Origin of the sequence: Psychrobacillus sp. L4 (assembly GCF_042944905.1) — a bacterium.
Classification (GTDB): Bacteria; Bacillota; Bacilli; order Bacillales_A; family Planococcaceae; genus Psychrobacillus.
The window spans coordinates 3,357,481-3,375,735 of sequence record NZ_CP168496.1 but is presented as its reverse complement, the minus strand read 5'-3'; the positions used below and the strand labels follow the sequence as shown (position 1 = coordinate 3,375,735).

Below are 18,255 nucleotides of genomic sequence, written 5' to 3'. Positions count from 1 at the left end.
AAGAATAAATACTTATAAGATTCATTAAAAAGCTCTGTTATAATTCTATAGCTTTAAGTATAATGTACTAAAATCATATTTTATTTAATTCAAAAACGATTTATCCATAAAAATGCATAGGGGTGTATTGGAAATGAATGAATACGGTTTACCAAAGGAGCTAAATGCAAGCATTGTTGATGGGATTATTGAAGGCTATAGAGATTATTTGGAAGTACGGCGCCAAAAAGCTCGTGAATTAAAGATTCATGGTGCTTATGCATGGGTTAAGGGGAATCATATAGACCATTATGTAGCTCTGTCTTGTGAAGAATATGGTGTAACTAGTACTCTAGCGAAAGCAGGTTTAACATGGCAGTATTTACAGTTTTCGCACAAAGATGAAAAGACTCTATTTATTGTGAAAAACGCACGATATTTTAATATTGAAGAGGTCGACAAAGGAAAAGACGCAAAAGGTCGCACACGCATAAGCAAAACTTCTTATATGAAAAATTTAATGGAGATTAATAGTGAAGTTAAGTTTGAAGAGATTCCTGCAAAAATTTCCAATCAATCTGTTCAGCTAGAGCTATTAGAGGATTTCCAGCCAGTCGCTCTTGAATACGAAGATACTAAAGGTATGGATACACTGTTTGATAGATTTTATATAGCTACCTATAATATCGGAGAAGATCATCAAATTGGTGAAATTCGTTTATGGATGCCTAATCCTGCTGATAATAAGGCATACTTAATTAGTGACTTAACGTCATATATCGGTCAAAAGCCCGGTCATATATTCGAGATTGAGGAAGATTTAAAGTTTGTTCTAACACAAACAGTTTCAGCTGAAGGTGTAATGGATGCGGCTGCATTTGGTATTGTCCTTGCTGATGTAGAGGAACAAGAAAGTTAAACTTTAGTAGAAAGGAGGTGCCCACTTGTTTATTGGTAAAAGTTTAGCCAATGTTCGTACTTTGAACGGTTTTAGTAGAGGTCAACTAGCAGAAAAAGTTGGAGTAACCGAACAGGCTATTTGGCAATATGAAAATGGGTATATGTCTCCTAAATTGGAAGTAGTAAATAAATTGAAGTCGATTTTTAACGTCAAATCTTCTTATTTTTATCGTGTAGATTTATTGGATAAAGTTAATCTTGAAAATATTCAAGTACAACATATTGCGTATCGTTCCGAGACAATAAACTCTTTAAGTAAAACACAAAGTGAATTGATGCATATTAGATTTTTAGATTCGTTTATAAAAAAGATTGAATCTAAAATAAACTACCCATCCAATTTATTATTACAATTACGGAAAGAGACGATTAAATATTTCCAACAAAATTTAAATGTTGATAGGGAAACCCAAATCAAATTTGTAGCTGGCTTAGCACGCGAAAAAATTGGATTACCTGAAAGTTCAAACCAAAATCTTCTCTTTTTATTGGAGAAGGCAGGTGCTTTCATTTTCGAAAAAAAAATTGGTGAAACGATTGATGCTTATAGTCTTTGGACGGAAGACGAGCGACCGTATATTATTTTAGGTACTATTAAAAAAACAGCCGCCAGAAGGAACTTTGATTTAGCACATGAATTAGGACATCTGTTGTTGCATTATAAAGTGGAATTCACAATGTTGGATAAGAAGTCCTATAGGGCCTATGAAGATGAGGCGTATAGTTTTGCCTCAGAGTTTCTTCTTCCGGAAGAAGTATTTAGAAAAGATTGCAAAAGCATCGTTAAAGTTTCAAATCCAGACGCGTATATCGATGTAAAGCAAAAATGGGAAGTTTCATTGCAGGCAATTGCTATGAGAGCATATAAATTGAAACTAATGGAGTATCAGCAATATCGTTATTTTTTTATGTCTATTAATAAAAAAGACTATAAAACGTTAGAACCACTTGATGATAAGATTTTAATTAGACGTCCAATGAGGGTGAAAAGCATACTCCAACTGCTTTTTGAAAAAGGAATATATTCAGTATCCAATTTAATGGATGAATTGAAAGTAGACCAAGGTTTTTTAACAATATTGACGGGCATAGAAAAAGAGTTCTTTGATAAATATCGACAAAATGAACAAAAAGTCTTCACAATTAATGAACTGACTTTTAAACATAACTAATCCGACCCCGACAAATCATACAATAAAATATACAAATAGCACCTAACGTCTAGTTGGGTGCTATTTGTATTGGGAGTAGTTATGCAAAAGTAATTGTTCAATCATTCGTTCGTATAACACTCTATTTTTGTAGATTGGAGCGAAAGGCGTACGCCTAAAGCGGAGAGCAAAAAATAAAAGAAGAAGAGAGTTTTTACTCCCTTCTTCTTTTTATGTTTCTAGTGTCGAGTAATTCGTTTTCTTTTGCTTGGAAAACTTTCACTTTATCCTTGAATAGGATGAAAAAGACAATAGAAACGATCGCTGCCACGGTTGCCGGATAAATCCAAAACGTATGCCATTGTGTAAGTGCCGCTTCTCCTGTTTTAGTGACCGTATGATTGAATAGGTTAGGATAAGGGACGGTTTTTTTTTTGCAAAAAAATCGAAGAAGTGCTACATAACAAGAGGTGACCGCCACATAAAGCAGAATGAGCACCACATAACACAGCTCTACCGCCACATAAAGCAGAATGAGCACCACATAACACGGCTCTACCGCCACATAAAGCAGAATGAGCACCACATAACACGGCTCTACCGCCACATAAAGCAGAATGAGCACCACTTAACACGGCTCTACCGTCACATAAAGCAGAATGAGTGCCACATAACACGGCTCGACCACCACATAAAGCAGTTGTCATTCATATCCATTCTTAGAAATATTCACGTTACTTCAAACAAACATTAATATTATGTTTTTGAACTGGGGAACAAATTTTATCATCTCATATAGATTCACAAACCATCCTTTCGTGGCATACACTAAATAACAGATCAAAAGTTTCCTTTGCGAAACTTAATTTCCTGTGTTAAAGTAAATTGCGTATATGAAAAAATGGAAGGAGAATACTATGAATACCGTACTTGAAGTATCGAATTTACATGTTTCGTATCTTGGGAATGAAGCTCTTAACAACATTAACTTCACCGTCCCGGCTCGAAAGCTTGTCGGGATTGTCGGACCGAATGGTGCAGGTAAATCCACTTTGTTGAAATCGATGTTGGGTTTAATCCCTAAAGATGCTGGCAATATCATGATCCAAGGAAAGAAAATTGAGGAAATGAGAAAACAAATCGCCTATATTCCTCAGCGGAGCAATATCGACTTTGATTTCCCCATTAGTGTTTTAGAAACCGTCACTCTAGGGACCTATCCACATCTACGTATCTTTGAGCGAGCTAAAAAGAAAGAAAAAGAGTGGGCCTTGGAATGCTTAGAAAAAGTGGGCATGCAAGATTTTAAAGATAGACAAATCGGTGAATTATCCGGAGGGCAACAACAAAGGGTATTTTTAGCCCGAGCGTTGGCTCAAAGAACCGATATTTTATTTTTAGATGAACCTTTTGTGGGGATTGATGTGACTAGTGAAGAGATGATTATGAAAATATTAAAAGATTTACGGGACGAAGGAAAAACCGTATTGATTGTGCATCATGATTTAAGCAGTATTGAAAATTATTTTGATGAAGTCGTTTTATTAAATAAAGAATTGGTTTCTTTCGGTGCGGTAGAAGAAGTGATGACGCCGGAGAAAGTGGCCTATGCTTACGGTAGCCAATTATCATTCTTAGTGGATTTGGTGGTGAAACCTACTTGAATTTTATAGATGGATTGGTCCAGTATGGCTTCTTACAAAAAGCATTGATTACATCCGTGATGGTCGGGATCATTTGCGGGGTTATTGGATGTTTTATCATTTTAAGGGGTATGTCCCTCATGGGGGATGCGATTTCTCATGCTGTTTTGCCCGGGGTCGCAATATCCTATTTTCTTGGTATTAACTTTTTTATCGGAGCGGTCATAACGGGAGTTTTGACTGCGATGGGGATTGGGTACATCAGTCAAAACAGTCGTATCAAAAATGATGCTTCAATCGGAATCATGTTCACGACTGCTTTTGCTCTTGGGATTATCATGATCACCCTTTTACGAAGTAGTTCCGATCTATATCATATTTTGTTCGGGAATGTCTTAGCTGTTAGACCGAGTGATATGTGGATGACACTAGGTATAGGTATCATCGTTCTCGGCAGCGTTTACTTATTTTATAAGGAACTACTGGTCAGTTCATTCGACCCCACGATGTCTCAAGCATATGGGCTTCCGAATAAACTCATACATTACTTTCTGATGACGCTTCTTACATTGGTGACCGTCGCTTCTCTTCAGACTGTGGGAATCATTTTAGTAGTGGCTATGTTGATCACCCCAGCGTCCACGGCCTATCTATTGACAGATCGTCTATGGAAGATGATTTTTATCTCTGCCACGTGCGGAGCACTTTCTTCCGCCATTGGTCTTTACTTAAGTTTCAGTTATAATCTGGCTTCTGGGGCAACCATCGTCCTTGTCGCTACGATACTATTCATATTGGCATTCTTACTTTCACCAAAACAAGGCATCATCTGGAGAAAAGTAAGAGTGAAGAGAAAAATAGCTACAGCAAATCAATAAACGACCATAATTACTGTGGATGAGGAGAGTATTAATGAAAAAATTGAATTGGTTTCTACTTGTATTAGGCCTATCACTACTTTTCGTAACTGCTTGTTCCAATGATTCGGAAAGTAAAAGAGATAGTGAGCATAATGGCGAGGAACGGCTCTCCGTTATCACAACCAACTCCATCTTATATGATATCGTTCTAAATGTCGGTGGAGACTTAGTCAATGTGCGTAGCCTAGCCCCAATCGGTTCGGATCCCCATCAATATGATCCGCTACCAAAAGACTTGGAAGATATCACAAACGCAGATATGGTTTTTTATAATGGATTGAACTTGGAAACCGGAAATTCTTGGTTTGAAGATGTGCTAAATACTACTGGGAAAGACAAGGAAGACTCACCTGTTTTCAATTTGAGTAACGGGGTCGAAGCCCTTTACCTAAAATCAAGTGAACATCACGGAGAAGAAGATCCACATGCATGGCTTGATGTGAATAATGGGATAATTTATGCGGAAAACGCCAAAGACGCACTTATTAAAATAGATCCGAAAAACAAAGATGCGTATGAGAAAAATGCAGCTGCCTATATTAAGTCTCTTGAAGAACTTCATCAAAGTATATTGGCTGAAGTGGAATTGTTACCTAAGGAAGACAGAATCCTCGTCTCTAGTGAAGGAGCATTCAAATATTTCTCTAAAGCATATGGATTTGACGCCTACTATATTTGGGAGATCAATTCACATAGCGAGGGTACGCCAGAACAACTGAAGACAATCATCGATATCATTCATGAAAAGAAAGTAAAGGCTTTATTTCTTGAATCAAGTGTCGATCCGCGTAGTATGGAAACCGTCTCAAAAGACACCAGTGTACCGATAGCAGGTAAGATTTTCACCGACTCGCTCGGTGTTAAAGGAAAAGACGGTGACACCTATATAAAAATGATCCAATGGAACGTAAACGTAATCTGTGACGGTTTGAAAAAAAAATAATTTAAAAGTGTAAATAAAACAGGTGAAGATAAACGAATCGTTTTTCTACACCTGTTTTTCTAACTAGATAGAAGGGAAACAGCAGCTGAAATGTTATCTTCGGCTGCTTGTTTTTCATTTCTCAATTCATTATTTTACATTCGAACCCATTGTAGGGTTAATCTGACACTTTTTTGGACTGTGATTATTTATGATTCAATTGTCCAAGTCGCATCAATAGTACTGCATAGACTACATGGACTTAATGAAAAGGAGGGAAAAGTTTGAGGAACCCAGAACAACTTCATGGTGGAATTGAGCAACATACGCACCAACATACACACCACCATCACCATCACCACTATCACCCTAGCGTCCCAGTGCAACACGTAGGACACCATGCTCAACACCATCACATGGTTCAGCCGGTAAATTATTATCCAGTAGGCCATCATGTAGGGCAACATGTAAGCCATAATGCTCAACACCAACACATGGTTCAACCAGTAAATTATTACCCAGAAGGGCATCATGTAGAACACCAATAACAAATCCTACATCACTACCAGGATGGAATGCCCCGTTATTAAGGAAATAGAAGTTAACTTCAATCTCTAGTAATTACTTTTTTTTGAGATTTTTTGATTAATGTTAGAAGTTCTGTTTTTTAAAGAATACAAGCGGTATTAGATTTCCTACTTGTTTGTTATATATTAGCAAAGGATTTCCCCTCTTTAAATTAATAAGGCAAGATAGTAAAAATTAAAAGAAGCTTTAAGTACCAAGTTTATAACATAATAGATGGCTATTTTAGAAGTTTTCTCATGTTGCTTCTGAAATAGCTCTTTCGTATTCTATTTTCAAACAGTAGTACTTTCCAAAAGAGGATCTCGGCGAACACTGGAGGAACTATTAAAGGGTACATAGTCAATGTATTTATTCCAACCTAGGAAAATGTAATAGAAAAGGCTGACAATAGGAGTAAATAGTGTAGACTCAATTAAATAATCCAGGTTTGAAGCAACTGTTAATTGTTTCGGACCTGGATTTTTGATGTCCTAAAATTATTAAGTTTCCTAGTTTCTAAATTAAAAATTTATTTATTTATTTTGGTGTTTTCGGAAAAAAGTTTACTATTTATCGAAATTTAAACATGATGTTTATTTATTTTAAGTCATTGCTTATAATAATTTAAAAACACAAACAAAGGATGATGTCATGATGGATTTGATAGACGCGAAGATTTTAGAGGCTTTAAAGAAAAATGGGAGATCGACTGCTTCTGAAATTAGTAAAAAAGTGAGCTTGTCTATACCTGCAGTATCGGAACGAATAAGAAAGCTGGAAGATGCGAAAATAATTGAACAATACACAGTGAAAATAAATCGAGAAAAAATGGGTTATAAATTATTAGCGATTATTTTTTTGAATATCGACCATGCGGCTAATATTAAAAGCTTCAGAGAGGCGATCATTCCTTTTACGGAAGTAATCGAGTGTCACCATATGGCAGGTGAATATGATTATATGTTAAAAGTTTTAGTAGAAGATACGGCTGAATTAGAGATTTTGCTAAATGACAAGCTAAAATCCATTCAAGGCGTTCGAACGTCCAATACGTTAATTGTATTATCCACTCTAAAAGAAAACTCAAACAGGTAGGTGCGTCGCAAATGATTTGGAAAGGGTTTCGATTTGGGTTGCTTTTGCAGATTGCTGTAGGGCCAATTTGTTTGTTTATTTTTCAAACTGCTGCGGGGTCAGGTTTTTGGGTAGCGATAATTGGTGTTTTAGGTGTAACGATTGTAGATGTTTTTTATATACTTGGGTCTATCTTTGGGATTGGGGCTATACTTGGGGAGTATAAAAAGGCGAAGGGAATCATTCATTACATCGGAGCGGCTGTTCTTATTGTTTTTGGTTTAAGTAATGTAATCGGTTTTTGGGGAGTTTCCCTTATCCCGAGCTTAGATTTTCTTTCGGAGCAAAGTACGCAAAGTGTTTTTTGGAAAACAATTGTATTAACGCTATCCAATCCTTTAACAATCTTATTTTGGGCAGGAGTGTTCTCTACGAAAATAGGACAAGAAAATATGAAGCAAAATGATATGTATACTTTTGGACTTGGTGCTGTATTATCCACTTTCCTATTTTTAACGATCATTTCGGTATTAGGGAGTTTATTAACGATTTTTTTAGCACCGATTGTATTGAAATTACTTAATTTATTGGTAGGTTTAGTATTAATAGCTTTTGGAATTAAAATAGTATTTAAAGTTAAATGAACTCTATAAAGAAGCCATTTTTCTAAACAGATTTTAGTTGTTTAGGAAGGTGGCTTCTTTGTGTTTTATTAGAATGTTTGGTTTTCAGAGTTTTTGGGCAATACTTAGAAAAATTATTAAATGTTTGTCAGATTATCTGCGAGGAGGAGCTATATTTTGAAGAAAGTTAGAACTATTTTGTTGATACTGCTATTAGCATTCACAACGAGTTCAGTAGCGCATGCATCCCCAATGTTTGATGTCGCCACGAATGATGTAGAATTATCGGGATCACCAGATTTATTAGATGAAGTAGTAACCACTGAAGATCAATCAGAAAAATTTGATATCCATTTCCAAGATGCTTATAATATGAGATCGGTTTTAGAACCCGAACCAGAAACGTATACAGTCGTTAAGGGGGATAACTTATATCGGATTGCACAGGAGCATGATATTTCTCTAGAGTCGCTTATGAGCTGGAATGGTCTTACTGGTGATTTAATCCACCCTGATGATGTATTAATCGTCAGCGGTGATGAAGAGGAAGATGAGGTCGTTAAAACGGAGTCAGATAATAAGGTGGCAGTCGTATATTCGCCGATTATTTCATCCTCACCCGTTCCAGAAGGGAAAGAGATGACTATGATAGCCACGGCATATACAGCTTACTGTAACGGTTGCTCTGGAACGACGGCTTATGGCATTGACCTACGCGCGAATCCCGATCAGAAAGTGATTGCAGTCGATCCGAGAGTTATTCCACTTGGCACAAGGGTTTGGGTGGAAGGATACGGTGAAGCTATTGCCGGGGATACAGGTGGAGCTATTAAGGGGAATAAAATCGATGTTTTCATCCCTTCTTATGATAGTGCTATGCAATGGGGAGTTAAAAAAGTGAAAATTAGAGTGATCAATTAAAAAGGTGCCTATGTAACGTTTGTTACATAGGCATTTTTAATTTGAAGTAAGAAAGTATGTGCTTTTTTACTTAGTAACTGTCTAGCTCCAGACTCCGAGGGGCAGACATAGGCACTTGCGCTTTTCTTTTTCGCAAAATAGAAATAATTGTTGAGAATGTTCACATAATAAAGGATAATGAAAAAATTAAACTATTACATATAGGAGTTGTACATTCATGTCTACTGAAACACAAGCCAAAAGAAAATCCGTAAAACAAAATAAGCAACTTGAAAATAGAGGACGTTTATTAGTGAAATGCCCCGATAAACCAGGAATTGTATCGGTGTTGTCCACTTTTTTACATAATCATAACTCGAATATTATGGAATCGAGTCAGTATTCGAGTGATCCAGAAAACGGTACCTTCTATATAAGAATTGAATATCACTGTGATGGTTTGATCGCAAAATCAGAACAAATGGAGAAGGACTTTGAGGAAATAGCTACTAACCATTCGATGAAATATGAATTTGCCTATCCGAATGAGAGAAAGCGCTCGGCAATCTTTGTTTCAAAAGAACCACACTGTTTAATTGAACTTTTGTGGGAATGGCAAAATGGCGATCTCGATACGGATATCGTCGTTGTTATTAGTAATCATGAAGATGCTCGACCAATAGTGGAGGCACTGGGAATTCCTTTTCATTATATTCCTGCTAGTAAAGATATTCGGAAAGAGGTAGAAGCAGAGCAAATTCGTCTAATGGAAGCATATAAAGTGGATTTGTTAATTCTTGCTCGTTATATGCAGATTTTAACGCCTGATTTTGTTAATCATTTTGAAAGTCAAATTATTAATATCCACCATTCCTTTTTACCGGCCTTCATTGGAGCAGGTCCATATGAGCGAGCATTTGAACGAGGTGTAAAACTAATCGGGGCTACGTCGCATTACGTGACGAATAATCTAGACGAGGGTCCGATTATCGAGCAGGATGTGGAACGAGTCGATCACCGAGATGATGTAATTGATCTAAAGAAAATTGGTGGAAAAATTGAGCGACGCGTGCTTGTAAGAGCCGTAAAATGGCATTTGGAGAATCGGATTATTGTGGAAGGAAATAAAACGATTGTGTTTCATTGAGTGGTTTTTAAGTATCCAGTTCATAGTGTATCTCGGTATTAGATTTTTTGCTTTTGGTCTCGGGCTCAGCATAATTGGTCTCGAAGTGCCATTTAGTATAAATAAATGCACCTGAATGAACAGAATTATATATCGAAAAGGACGTTATTGTTTTGGTCTCGGGTGAGAACGAAGTAGTCTCGCTTTAGGATGAATTGGTCTCGCCACAGAGTAAACTGGTCTCGGAGTGCCATATACTGTAAAACTGGGAACAGGGAGAGTAGTGTTTACGCTTGGATTGCCTTTTTAAACTTAAAAATCCAGCTAAGAAGCAGATATTTACTGTTTCTTAGCTGGATTTTGTTCGTTTAGAACAACTCCATTTGCTCAATTTCTCCAAGACGTTGTAGAGAATGAGGCGCGTGGTCTTGGAAGTAGGCGTTTTGAATTGTTTTTTCTTTGGTCATGATTTGTTTGTCGGAACCGGCAGCGTTTCGCAGGCGACAGCTGTAGATGACCGGGAAAAAGTCGCGTAGAAATTTTCCTTCTGCATGGGCGGTTAAGGCGATAATTTGAAAGCCTAGTTGTTCCGCGATGAAGAATACTGGGCTTAGTACATGGTCACTAGATGCTTTTCCAAATGGATTGTCCATAATAACTGCACGATACAGCTTGGATGACGCTTGGATATGTTGTCTTTTTTCGGCTACATAATTGAGTAGACCTAAAAAAAGTGTCATGTTTTTACTCCATTTTTCACCACCCGACCATACATTAGATTGTTCCCAAGAGTAGGATGCTTTCGTAATTTTATTATCGTTCGTTACTTTATGACATAAAACTTTCATCGTTTGATTTTTCATGACGACTTGAAGAAGTTGTTTGGAATGGAGCCATTTATTTAAATCGTTTCTCACTTTAGTCGTGCTTGTTTGACCTTGATCATCCGTATAGGCTTCTCTATCCAATTGATGAAGAAACCAGTTAAGATGTTCTCGGACACTTGATTTTCCTTCTTCTTCTTTCCACTCTGGTATATGGAAAGTGAAAATTTGTTTCCAATTGTTTTCTACTTTTACAGATGTTTTTTTCGGAATCAGTTTTAATTCGTCCGAAATTTTTATGAGATGAGTGTGTATGTGAACGATAAATTGTTCTAGCTCTTCATCATGTGTCCGAATTTTTTGTTCCGCATATTTGAGCGCAGTTGTAATTCTTCCTTCTAATAGCTCTTTATACTTTTGGACTTCTGAAAAAGTAAGTTTGTTTTCTATTCCTTGAATAGCGGTTTCTCGCATTCGGGTATCGCTAATATCTGAACGGCAAAATTCGATGTAACTAGATTTTTCTTTTTCCACTCTTTTTTGTTCTTTCTGTACTTTTTCAAGTTGTTCATCCAGTTGACGTAAATTTTCTTTTACTAGTTTCGATTGGTTGTATAAATAGTTGGAGCTTTCGTCAGGAGAAAGACTAGCTACATGCACAGTATTTTCTAAGAATCCATGTTTCATATCGTATTTTTCGAATTCAATAATTATCTCATTGCTGTTTTTCGAATCTTTTTCTAACTTTTCTTTTGACTCGTTTGTATGCTTATTTTCTTCTTTCCAAGCTTTTTTCTCTATGCTTATTTCTTCTTTTATTAGCGAAAGTTGCCCTTCGAATGTCAGTATTTCTTGGATGTTAGATTTCATATTTTGTATAATGCCGTTTCGTTTATACACTTCGGCTTGTTTTAGTTGTGCTTCCACGATGATTGGTACAAGCAGTCGTTTATGTTCACGTATGGATGTTTGTAGTTGTTGCATTTTTACGCTTCCGTTTGGTGGGAACTCGATTGGCTCTCCTAAGTCTGGATATTCGAGTTCTAGGTGTTTAATTTCTTGTTTTAGCCGTGATATGTTTGTGTCCGCTTGCTGGATATGTGTTTCGATATCATTTCGACCTTTTGTAATTCCTTCTAATTCCATTTTTCTTTCAGTCCGTGCTTGTTCCAGTATTTCTAAGTTTTTGTTCGTGTAAATAGGCTCAACGCTTCTTACGGTTTGATATAATCGATTTTCGTGAATTTGAAATTGGATTTGCGTGGACAGTATTTGGGTTTCCGATTTTAATTGGTCGAGCTGACTTTGAACAGAATGAATCATTCGTTGGTGTTGCTCAATTTCTTTGGAGATTTTTTCTTTTTTTGTTTGAACAAACGATTTTTCTTGTTCTAGTTCTGTGCATTCTTTTTTCAATGCGATATATTTGAGTGATTTTTGAATTGCTTGTTCTAATCCGTGTATATGGTCTTTGTTTTGTTCTTGTTGTTGTGCATTATTGGTTAGTTCCTGCGTAAGTTTTTCAAGCTGTTCACGGTATTGTTTTTCTTGCGAACGCAGTTGATAAACGCGCTCTTGTGAAAATGCAAGTTTTTCTGTAATTTCCTTTGTGTAATGGTACGGATACTGAGTGAAATATTGCTGTACGACTAATTGAAGTTGTTGCCAGCTTTGCAATTGTTTTTCGTTATCTTGCCGTTTTTGTTTTGCCGTTTCAGCTAATAAAACCATTGATTCCTTCCAGCTTTGAAAATCCTTATTATCTAGGTTATGCTCCCAATGTTTCGGAGAAATCCAGTGATCGGAAGTATGCACATCATCACGAACAATGGCGGAAGCTTCGTCGAGCGTCAAAATATTCACTGGAAACTGGAGCTTATGTTGATAATGTACGATTTTTTCTTGCAATGCATCTCTATTTTTGGTTGTTGTAATGAAGGTCATCGCCCAAAACGGATACTTTTCTACAAGTGTCGAGCTTTTTGGGAGTGACTGTATATAAGAAACACCCGTCTCTAGAAAGTCGAATTGATTTTTCCATTGTTCTAGCTGTTTATCTAAGAATGTGTCTGCAAAGAAGGAATTTTGGTAGCTATAATCATCTGAAAACCTAGAAGCTAGTCGCTCGTCGTAAAGCAGTTTTTCATGGTAACTAGAAAGCTTTCCAAGTTCCTCGGCCAGCTTCTTTTCAATCGAATCTTGTCGTAAATAGACCGAAGTTACGTTCAACCATTGGTGAGAGCGTTCTGCGAGTAATAATTTTAATTTTATTTGTTCTGAATCTATTTTTTCTTGTGTTGTTTGTAATGCCGATGTGTCTATTTGTGCTTGTTGCATGTTTTCTTGTACAAGTTGTAGTGATGCGGAAATGGTTTGTTGCTGTTGTTTTATTTGTTTATTTCTTTCGATAAGTTGTACATTTTGTTCGTCGAGTTGCTGTCTTTTGTTCATCCAAAATTTTTGTTGTTGCTCAATTGTTTCGTTTTTTGGATCTGCTAATAATTCTAATTCCATTGCCTGCATTGCTTTATTATTGTGGTCGATAATGGTTTGTTTTTTTGTTTCTTGTTGGATAAGCTGTTGTTGGATTCCTAACTTTTCTCGTTGTTCTGCTTGTTCTTTTTCAACCAACGTTAGTTGTGCTTGCTGTTCGTAGGTAATTTCTTGTATTTCTTTTGTTAATTTTTCCTCCAGTTCGTTAAAATAACCGTGTATTTCTTGTTCTAACATATATAGCGCATCTAATATTTCAGTTGTATCAATGGATTGGTCTAATTCGAATAGTTTCTGTTTTCGCATGGTTTTGCGGTCTTTTTCTGTTTGAACTTCTTTGTGGTAATCTGCTAATTTTAACGATTGGTAAAGGTTGTTTTCAGTAGCTATTTTTTTCTCGTGACTGACTTGTTGTTCCACTACTTTTTCGAGAATTTCTTGGATTGCTCGAAGATTTTCTTCTTCTACAGAAATTTTATAGGATTGTTCTTTTTGTACTAAAAGGTGATGTCTACTCTCTAATTGCTGAAGTTTTTCATTCACCTGTTCAAGTTTTAACTTTGTTTCGTGTTCTCGCTGCTTACTAAGTTGCCACAAGCTTTTCGTTTGCTCTCTCATTGCGGTATATGCTTGTACTTGGTCGTCTAATTTTTCAAAGCTTTTTACATACACTTCGACTCGTCGCTTAATATGTTCGTATTCTTCGATCTTTTCTTTTAACTGTTTATATCGTTTGAAACTGCTTAAGTGGTTTTCAAAGATTTCAGCAAACCCGTCTTTTTGAAAGCCTGTCATTGAATCTTCCACGGTCGGAATGAGTAAACGGTCAAAAAGCTGACCCGTTGTTTTGCATTCGTCAAAAAATGCTTCCACACCTCCTTCAGAGCTATTAATCTTCACAATGCTATCCCATTCAGACGGGATAATGTGAAATGTTTCCTCTAGATAAGTTGTGTAACTCTTTTTTGAGTCAAAAGTTTTGGCATGTAAGTGGTTTTGAACCATGCCACTATAGTATTCTTGTATCTCTCCACGATCTGCAGGGCGGTTTTTTCCATTAAATGTACGGACAAATGGAATTTCTTCGATGGAATGCTTGTCGTTTTCTGCATATTCATAGACGTACTTATACGAATCAATGCCATGTTTAGTTAAAAATAGGGAAACGCATGTTAGCGCATATCGACGTGGTCGTTCATTTAAAATCCACTCAATGGCAATATGGGCAGGTGCTTCTTCTAGTTTTAGCGTGTCTTTTATTTTCCTGTTTGCAAGTTCTGTATTGGGGAGAACTGCTTGAATAGCTGTTTGAATAAAAACAGTCTTTCCACCACCATTTTCAAGTACAATTGCGCCGTTATGTCCATCAAATAGAAAAGTTTCGTCATTATATCGTTTTTGCCCATCCTCATAAATAATGTTCGTAAATCTAATCTTCGAGATCGATGGCATCCTTTTGTACCTCCTTTTTATGTGCTTCTAACTCATAAAGAAATTCCAAAATGCCGCGGTTGTAATCTAAATCCATAAAGTAACGTTGCACAATTGTTTTCGCTTTTTCAGAAATCGTTATTTCATTGTTTCCTATTTCCTCAATGAGGGATTGATCGAGTAGAAATCGTTTAACAGTATCTAGAAAACTTAAACGACTTATCGTGTTTCCAGTTTGTTTTTTCGCTTGTTCTTTTAAATCATCCATTGCATCCCATTTTTCAATTATAGCAATCCAGTTATAGGAAAATTCTCCCTCAAAAGCTTTTAATTCTTCTGTGGAATGTTCTTTTAACGTATCTATTCGTTTTTGAACCGCTAATACCCATGCATCAAGACCAATAAAGTCACGTGTTGGTTCCTTGGAGTGATAGCTGTCGTAAAATTCACCGATTAATACAATAGTAGCGAAATAGAGAAGATACAAATCAGCATTTGTTGCCGACGTTTTCAGATAAGTGCGCTTTAGAAAGTCATTGTTCACATGAAAAGGAGACAGCTTTGTCTTCGGAATCATAAATAGTTGGTCTCCCACAGTGAGGGTGACACAATCCACTTCTTGCGCAAAACGGTCCACAAGTCCACGTACATATTCGTCAGCATTGTATTCATGCAAATACGATTTTTCAACTACCCCGTTTAAGATGAGTGTTTTATATAATTCAAATGCTTTCATAACGGTCATTTCATCATAATGCATCCGTTTGCCCTCCTATGAAAATTTGCATATTTTGTATTGAGTATCGTGTGTCCGGATGAAGGACTCCTGACATTTCGAGGACGGTTAGAACTTTTTTTCCAAGTAGATTTTTTACTCCATCTAATAGGTGAGTAGATTCTTCCTCTTCCACGTTCGCGTCTTGTTGGATAGGTGAACGTTGGTGTAATAAAAGGAAAAAGTCATAAAAATAACGAGTTTGCAATATGGTAGTTTGTTCAGATATTTGGATTGAATCTATTAATTGTTGTAATGTTATCATTTGCTTTTCTTCCAGTTCAGTCACTAATAATTCCATAATATAAGTGTATATTGCCGATACTTTTTCTTGGTATTGCTTATTTTCATTTTCGTTTACTTCCATAAATCCTTCGTCAGAGGAGGTTTCTCGCTGTTCACGTAAATTTTGCTCCGCGAATATCGTACCTAGCGACCATTGCTTTGTCTGTTGAATAGACAAAAAAGGATCGAGCAGACCTTTCATCGATTCTAGAGGAAGTGGCGCGCTAATTATACGAGACGTAATATCTTGATCAAAATTAAAAGAGTCGATGCCAACATAATAAAGGGACTCTTCCGCAGCTTGTAAAGCAGTGTTTTTTAAATCGATACTTTTTTGCAAAAGCGATGTATGATGCGCATGCACTTCATCAAGCTGCTTGGAAATTTCGAGAACAAGTATATACGTTTCTCGTTCTTTTTTTGTGTGATCTTTGTAGTAAAGGCGTTCCTTTGTTTCTTTTACAAATTCATGTAGCTCTTGGAATTCTTCATTTTCAAGTTTAAGGCGAAATAAAATATCTTCGAGCAGCTTTTCATAACGTGAAAATGTCTCTTCAGAAATAATGTTTCGCTTGATTTCATGGCTTAATTTCACAATTCGCTCTTCTAATGATTCTACATCGATCCTCATTTCATTGATTTGACGTAAAGCCCCTTTAAATTCACCTTTTTCTAATTGTTTTCGCAGGACGAGCTGGTTAATCGATAGTTGAAATTCACTATAGAATTCCTTTGTGGCAAAAACAAGCTCTAGCCCATCCTCATCTAATGAATAATATTGCGAATTGGTTTTGACATCAAAAGTATTCGCTTTTAGATAAGAAAATTGAATCGTTTCCTCGAGTGAGGCTTCCCAATTTAAAAATTGGACTTGTACTTTTTTTCCGGATGCAGGGCGAAATGTATGTATAATGGTTCTGCTCACTTCCTCAAACGGCTTGATTTGTAGCTCATATTGTTTGTTGGTTGCTTGCTGTAAGAATTGGGCAAGTTCCTTGACCCCTGCTTTGGTATTTCGCATAAGTTTTTGTTCAAAGAAAAACAAGAGCGACAGCAAACCTAGTCCCTTCATATCAATTTGTTTGCCACGTTCGTCTACTTGTTTTTTCCTGTCAAGTTCTTGTAAAGGTTCAAATAACGCGATTCGGGCATATCGTTCACGATAACCACTCATTATTTCCATTACGTCCATATGGAATCCCTCCAAATTTGTTGTAGTTCTCTTCCTTTTAAAATTTCTTGTGGGTAATAGCCTCCATTTTGAAACATTTCTAGCATATGGTGCTGTTGGGACGGTTGAAAATGAGCGATAAAGTTAGCGACGGCTTCTGTATTTTGAATATGATTTTGCTTACCGATAGCGTAGTTGTTTTGAAAACATTGTTCGTAAAAAGGAAGTGCAGGTTTCACAGCTTTTTTTTTGGATAATAAGTACCAAATCAAAGTGCCTTCGAGATCAACGTCCCCAAAGTAAAAAAATGTATGTGTAGCTTGTGGAAGTGGTAACTGGTAATCAAAATTCTCAATGCTTTTAATAATTTTTTTACCGCTCCCATAAATGAGTGACGTAAAGTTACTTTCTTCAAGTGCTGGGAGTAGTCCTTGATAAGTTGTTTTATTTTCTACTATTAAATGGTGATGATGAGGTTCTTGAAACATCTTCGGATTTACAGCAAACATTAATGGATCAGCGACAGGGATGATTAGCAGCTTATCCCATAATTGAATACGTTCTAGTAATTCTTTTCCTTGTCCCTCAGTAATCCATTTTTCATCGCCGACTATTTCAAACGAACGTTCAGGAGCGGGTGCATATTCCGTTATACAACCAATGTGTTGCAAGTATAAATTTATCTTCTCGAGCATCGGATAGTCTTCAATCCATTGCGAAATAGGAAGTCGAAAGTATGATTCCAAGTACATGTCTGGATGAAAAGACAGCTTGGCCACTTTAATCGCTAACTGTAGTTCTTGCTTCATTTGGTTGTGGTTTATGCGATACGTAAATGCTAAAGATGGGCTTTTGTAATTTTCTCCATGGGATTTTATACGTTTTAGTATTCCGCCTTGCTCTAAGTTTAATATGTCTTGTGCAAACTGGGCATAGTCAGTTATTCCAGTAGCTAGTTTTTCCAATTCGTCCAGTTTAATTGTTTTTAATTTTGATGTTAATAGGTAGTTTAGTAATTTTTGTTCCACTGGAGTCATCCCCTATTTTTCTTCCAGTATAGCATGAGATTGGGATATATATGGAGCGAAATGTAGTAGCTGTCGTTATAGACCTGGTAGCGTTTGATTTGGAATTGGTCTCGGAATGTGATGAATTGGTTGCGGTTATGCTGGAGTTGGTCTCGCCTCCTAGTAAACTGGTCTCGGTTAATGCACAATTGGTCTCGAACAGCCATAAAATGTAAGAGTACGCCACTTTTCGAGTAGCGAATACGTTCATTTAGAGGTGTTTACTATCTGTTTATCAGTCTTTATTTAAATTAATTTTTATCTTGCATAATGGAAGATGAAGTATGCATAAACTATCTTAATCTAGTAGCTTGTATTTACAATCTATCTGTAATCTTTACGTA

At 36.5% G+C, this 18,255-nt stretch carries 15 protein-coding genes; 10 read left to right on the top strand and 5 right to left on the bottom strand.

The genetic code is table 11. The annotated features are described in order from the left end of the window. Positions 1–133: 133 nt before the first annotated feature. Together ACEPXG_RS16245 and ACEPXG_RS16240 are read left to right on the top strand one after the other, a co-directional pair. The gene (locus ACEPXG_RS16245; protein ID WP_391204675.1) at positions 134–898 is read left to right on the top strand and encodes a hypothetical protein; all 765 of its coding nucleotides are present in this window, start codon (positions 134–136) and stop codon (positions 896–898) included. A 25-nt stretch (positions 899–923) separates the two neighbouring features. Continuing rightward, a complete protein-coding gene (locus ACEPXG_RS16240) occupies positions 924–2,111 on the top strand; it encodes a helix-turn-helix domain-containing protein (protein ID WP_391204672.1) in 1,188 nt (395 codons plus the stop codon). A gap of 193 nt (positions 2,112–2,304) precedes the next feature. On the opposite strand, the gene ACEPXG_RS16235 is transcribed toward ACEPXG_RS16240, so the two are convergent. Next, entirely contained in the window at positions 2,305–2,718 is a 414-nt protein-coding gene (locus ACEPXG_RS16235) for a hypothetical protein (RefSeq protein WP_391204669.1), read from the bottom strand. Positions 2,719–3,007: 289 nt separating this feature from the next. On the opposite strand from ACEPXG_RS16235, the gene ACEPXG_RS16230 reads away from it, so the two are divergent. From ACEPXG_RS16230 to purU, 8 genes are all read left to right on the top strand, one after another. Continuing rightward, positions 3,008–3,754 (top strand): metal ABC transporter ATP-binding protein, encoded by a 747-nt coding sequence (locus ACEPXG_RS16230; protein WP_391204667.1) that lies wholly within the window; start codon positions 3,008–3,010, stop codon positions 3,752–3,754. After that, the gene (locus ACEPXG_RS16225) at positions 3,751–4,611 is read left to right on the top strand and encodes a metal ABC transporter permease (protein WP_391204664.1); all 861 of its coding nucleotides are present in this window, start codon (positions 3,751–3,753) and stop codon (positions 4,609–4,611) included. Before ACEPXG_RS16230 ends, ACEPXG_RS16225 begins: the two co-directional genes overlap by 4 nt. A gap of 34 nt (positions 4,612–4,645) precedes the next feature. After that, a complete protein-coding gene (locus ACEPXG_RS16220) occupies positions 4,646–5,596 on the top strand; it encodes a metal ABC transporter solute-binding protein, Zn/Mn family (protein WP_391204661.1) in 951 nt (316 codons plus the stop codon). A gap of 263 nt (positions 5,597–5,859) precedes the next feature. Beyond that, positions 5,860–6,123, top strand: a complete 264-nt coding sequence (locus ACEPXG_RS16215; protein WP_391204658.1) for a hypothetical protein — start codon at positions 5,860–5,862, stop codon at positions 6,121–6,123. A 670-nt stretch (positions 6,124–6,793) separates the two neighbouring features. Further along, a complete protein-coding gene (locus tag ACEPXG_RS16210) occupies positions 6,794–7,237 on the top strand; it encodes an Lrp/AsnC family transcriptional regulator (protein WP_391204655.1) in 444 nt (147 codons plus the stop codon). 11 nt (positions 7,238–7,248) lie between these two features. Beyond that, complete coding sequence (locus tag ACEPXG_RS16205; RefSeq protein WP_391204652.1) at positions 7,249–7,860, top strand: LysE family translocator; 612 nt, start codon at positions 7,249–7,251, stop codon at positions 7,858–7,860. 156 nt (positions 7,861–8,016) lie between these two features. Continuing rightward, a complete protein-coding gene (locus ACEPXG_RS16200; protein ID WP_391204649.1) occupies positions 8,017–8,760 on the top strand; it encodes a 3D domain-containing protein in 744 nt (247 codons plus the stop codon). A 217-nt stretch (positions 8,761–8,977) separates the two neighbouring features. Further along, the gene (gene purU, locus ACEPXG_RS16195; RefSeq protein WP_391204646.1) at positions 8,978–9,886 is read left to right on the top strand and encodes a formyltetrahydrofolate deformylase; all 909 of its coding nucleotides are present in this window, start codon (positions 8,978–8,980) and stop codon (positions 9,884–9,886) included. A 347-nt stretch (positions 9,887–10,233) separates the two neighbouring features. Here the strand turns inward: purU and ACEPXG_RS16190 are convergent, their stop codons facing one another. Genes ACEPXG_RS16190 through ACEPXG_RS16175 form a run of 4 tightly spaced genes read right to left on the bottom strand, consistent with a single transcriptional unit; the run spans position 10,234 to position 17,872 of the window. Next, complete coding sequence (locus ACEPXG_RS16190; RefSeq protein ID WP_391204643.1) at positions 10,234–14,634, bottom strand: hypothetical protein; 4,401 nt, start codon at positions 14,632–14,634, stop codon at positions 10,234–10,236. Beyond that, a complete protein-coding gene (locus ACEPXG_RS16185; RefSeq protein ID WP_391204640.1) occupies positions 14,612–15,373 on the bottom strand; it encodes a DUF6063 family protein in 762 nt (253 codons plus the stop codon). Before ACEPXG_RS16185 ends, ACEPXG_RS16190 begins: the two co-directional genes overlap by 23 nt. Beyond that, positions 15,363–16,865 carry a replicative DNA helicase gene (locus ACEPXG_RS16180; RefSeq protein WP_391204637.1) on the bottom strand — a complete coding sequence of 501 codons (1,503 nt, stop codon included), beginning with the start codon at positions 16,863–16,865 and terminating at the stop codon, positions 15,363–15,365. Before ACEPXG_RS16180 ends, ACEPXG_RS16185 begins: the two co-directional genes overlap by 11 nt. Then, positions 16,856–17,872, bottom strand: a complete 1,017-nt coding sequence (locus tag ACEPXG_RS16175; RefSeq protein WP_391204634.1) for a Wadjet anti-phage system protein JetD domain-containing protein — start codon at positions 17,870–17,872, stop codon at positions 16,856–16,858. The genes ACEPXG_RS16180 and ACEPXG_RS16175 overlap by 10 nt, the downstream gene beginning before the upstream one ends. Between the last annotated feature and the right edge of the window lie 383 nt (positions 17,873–18,255).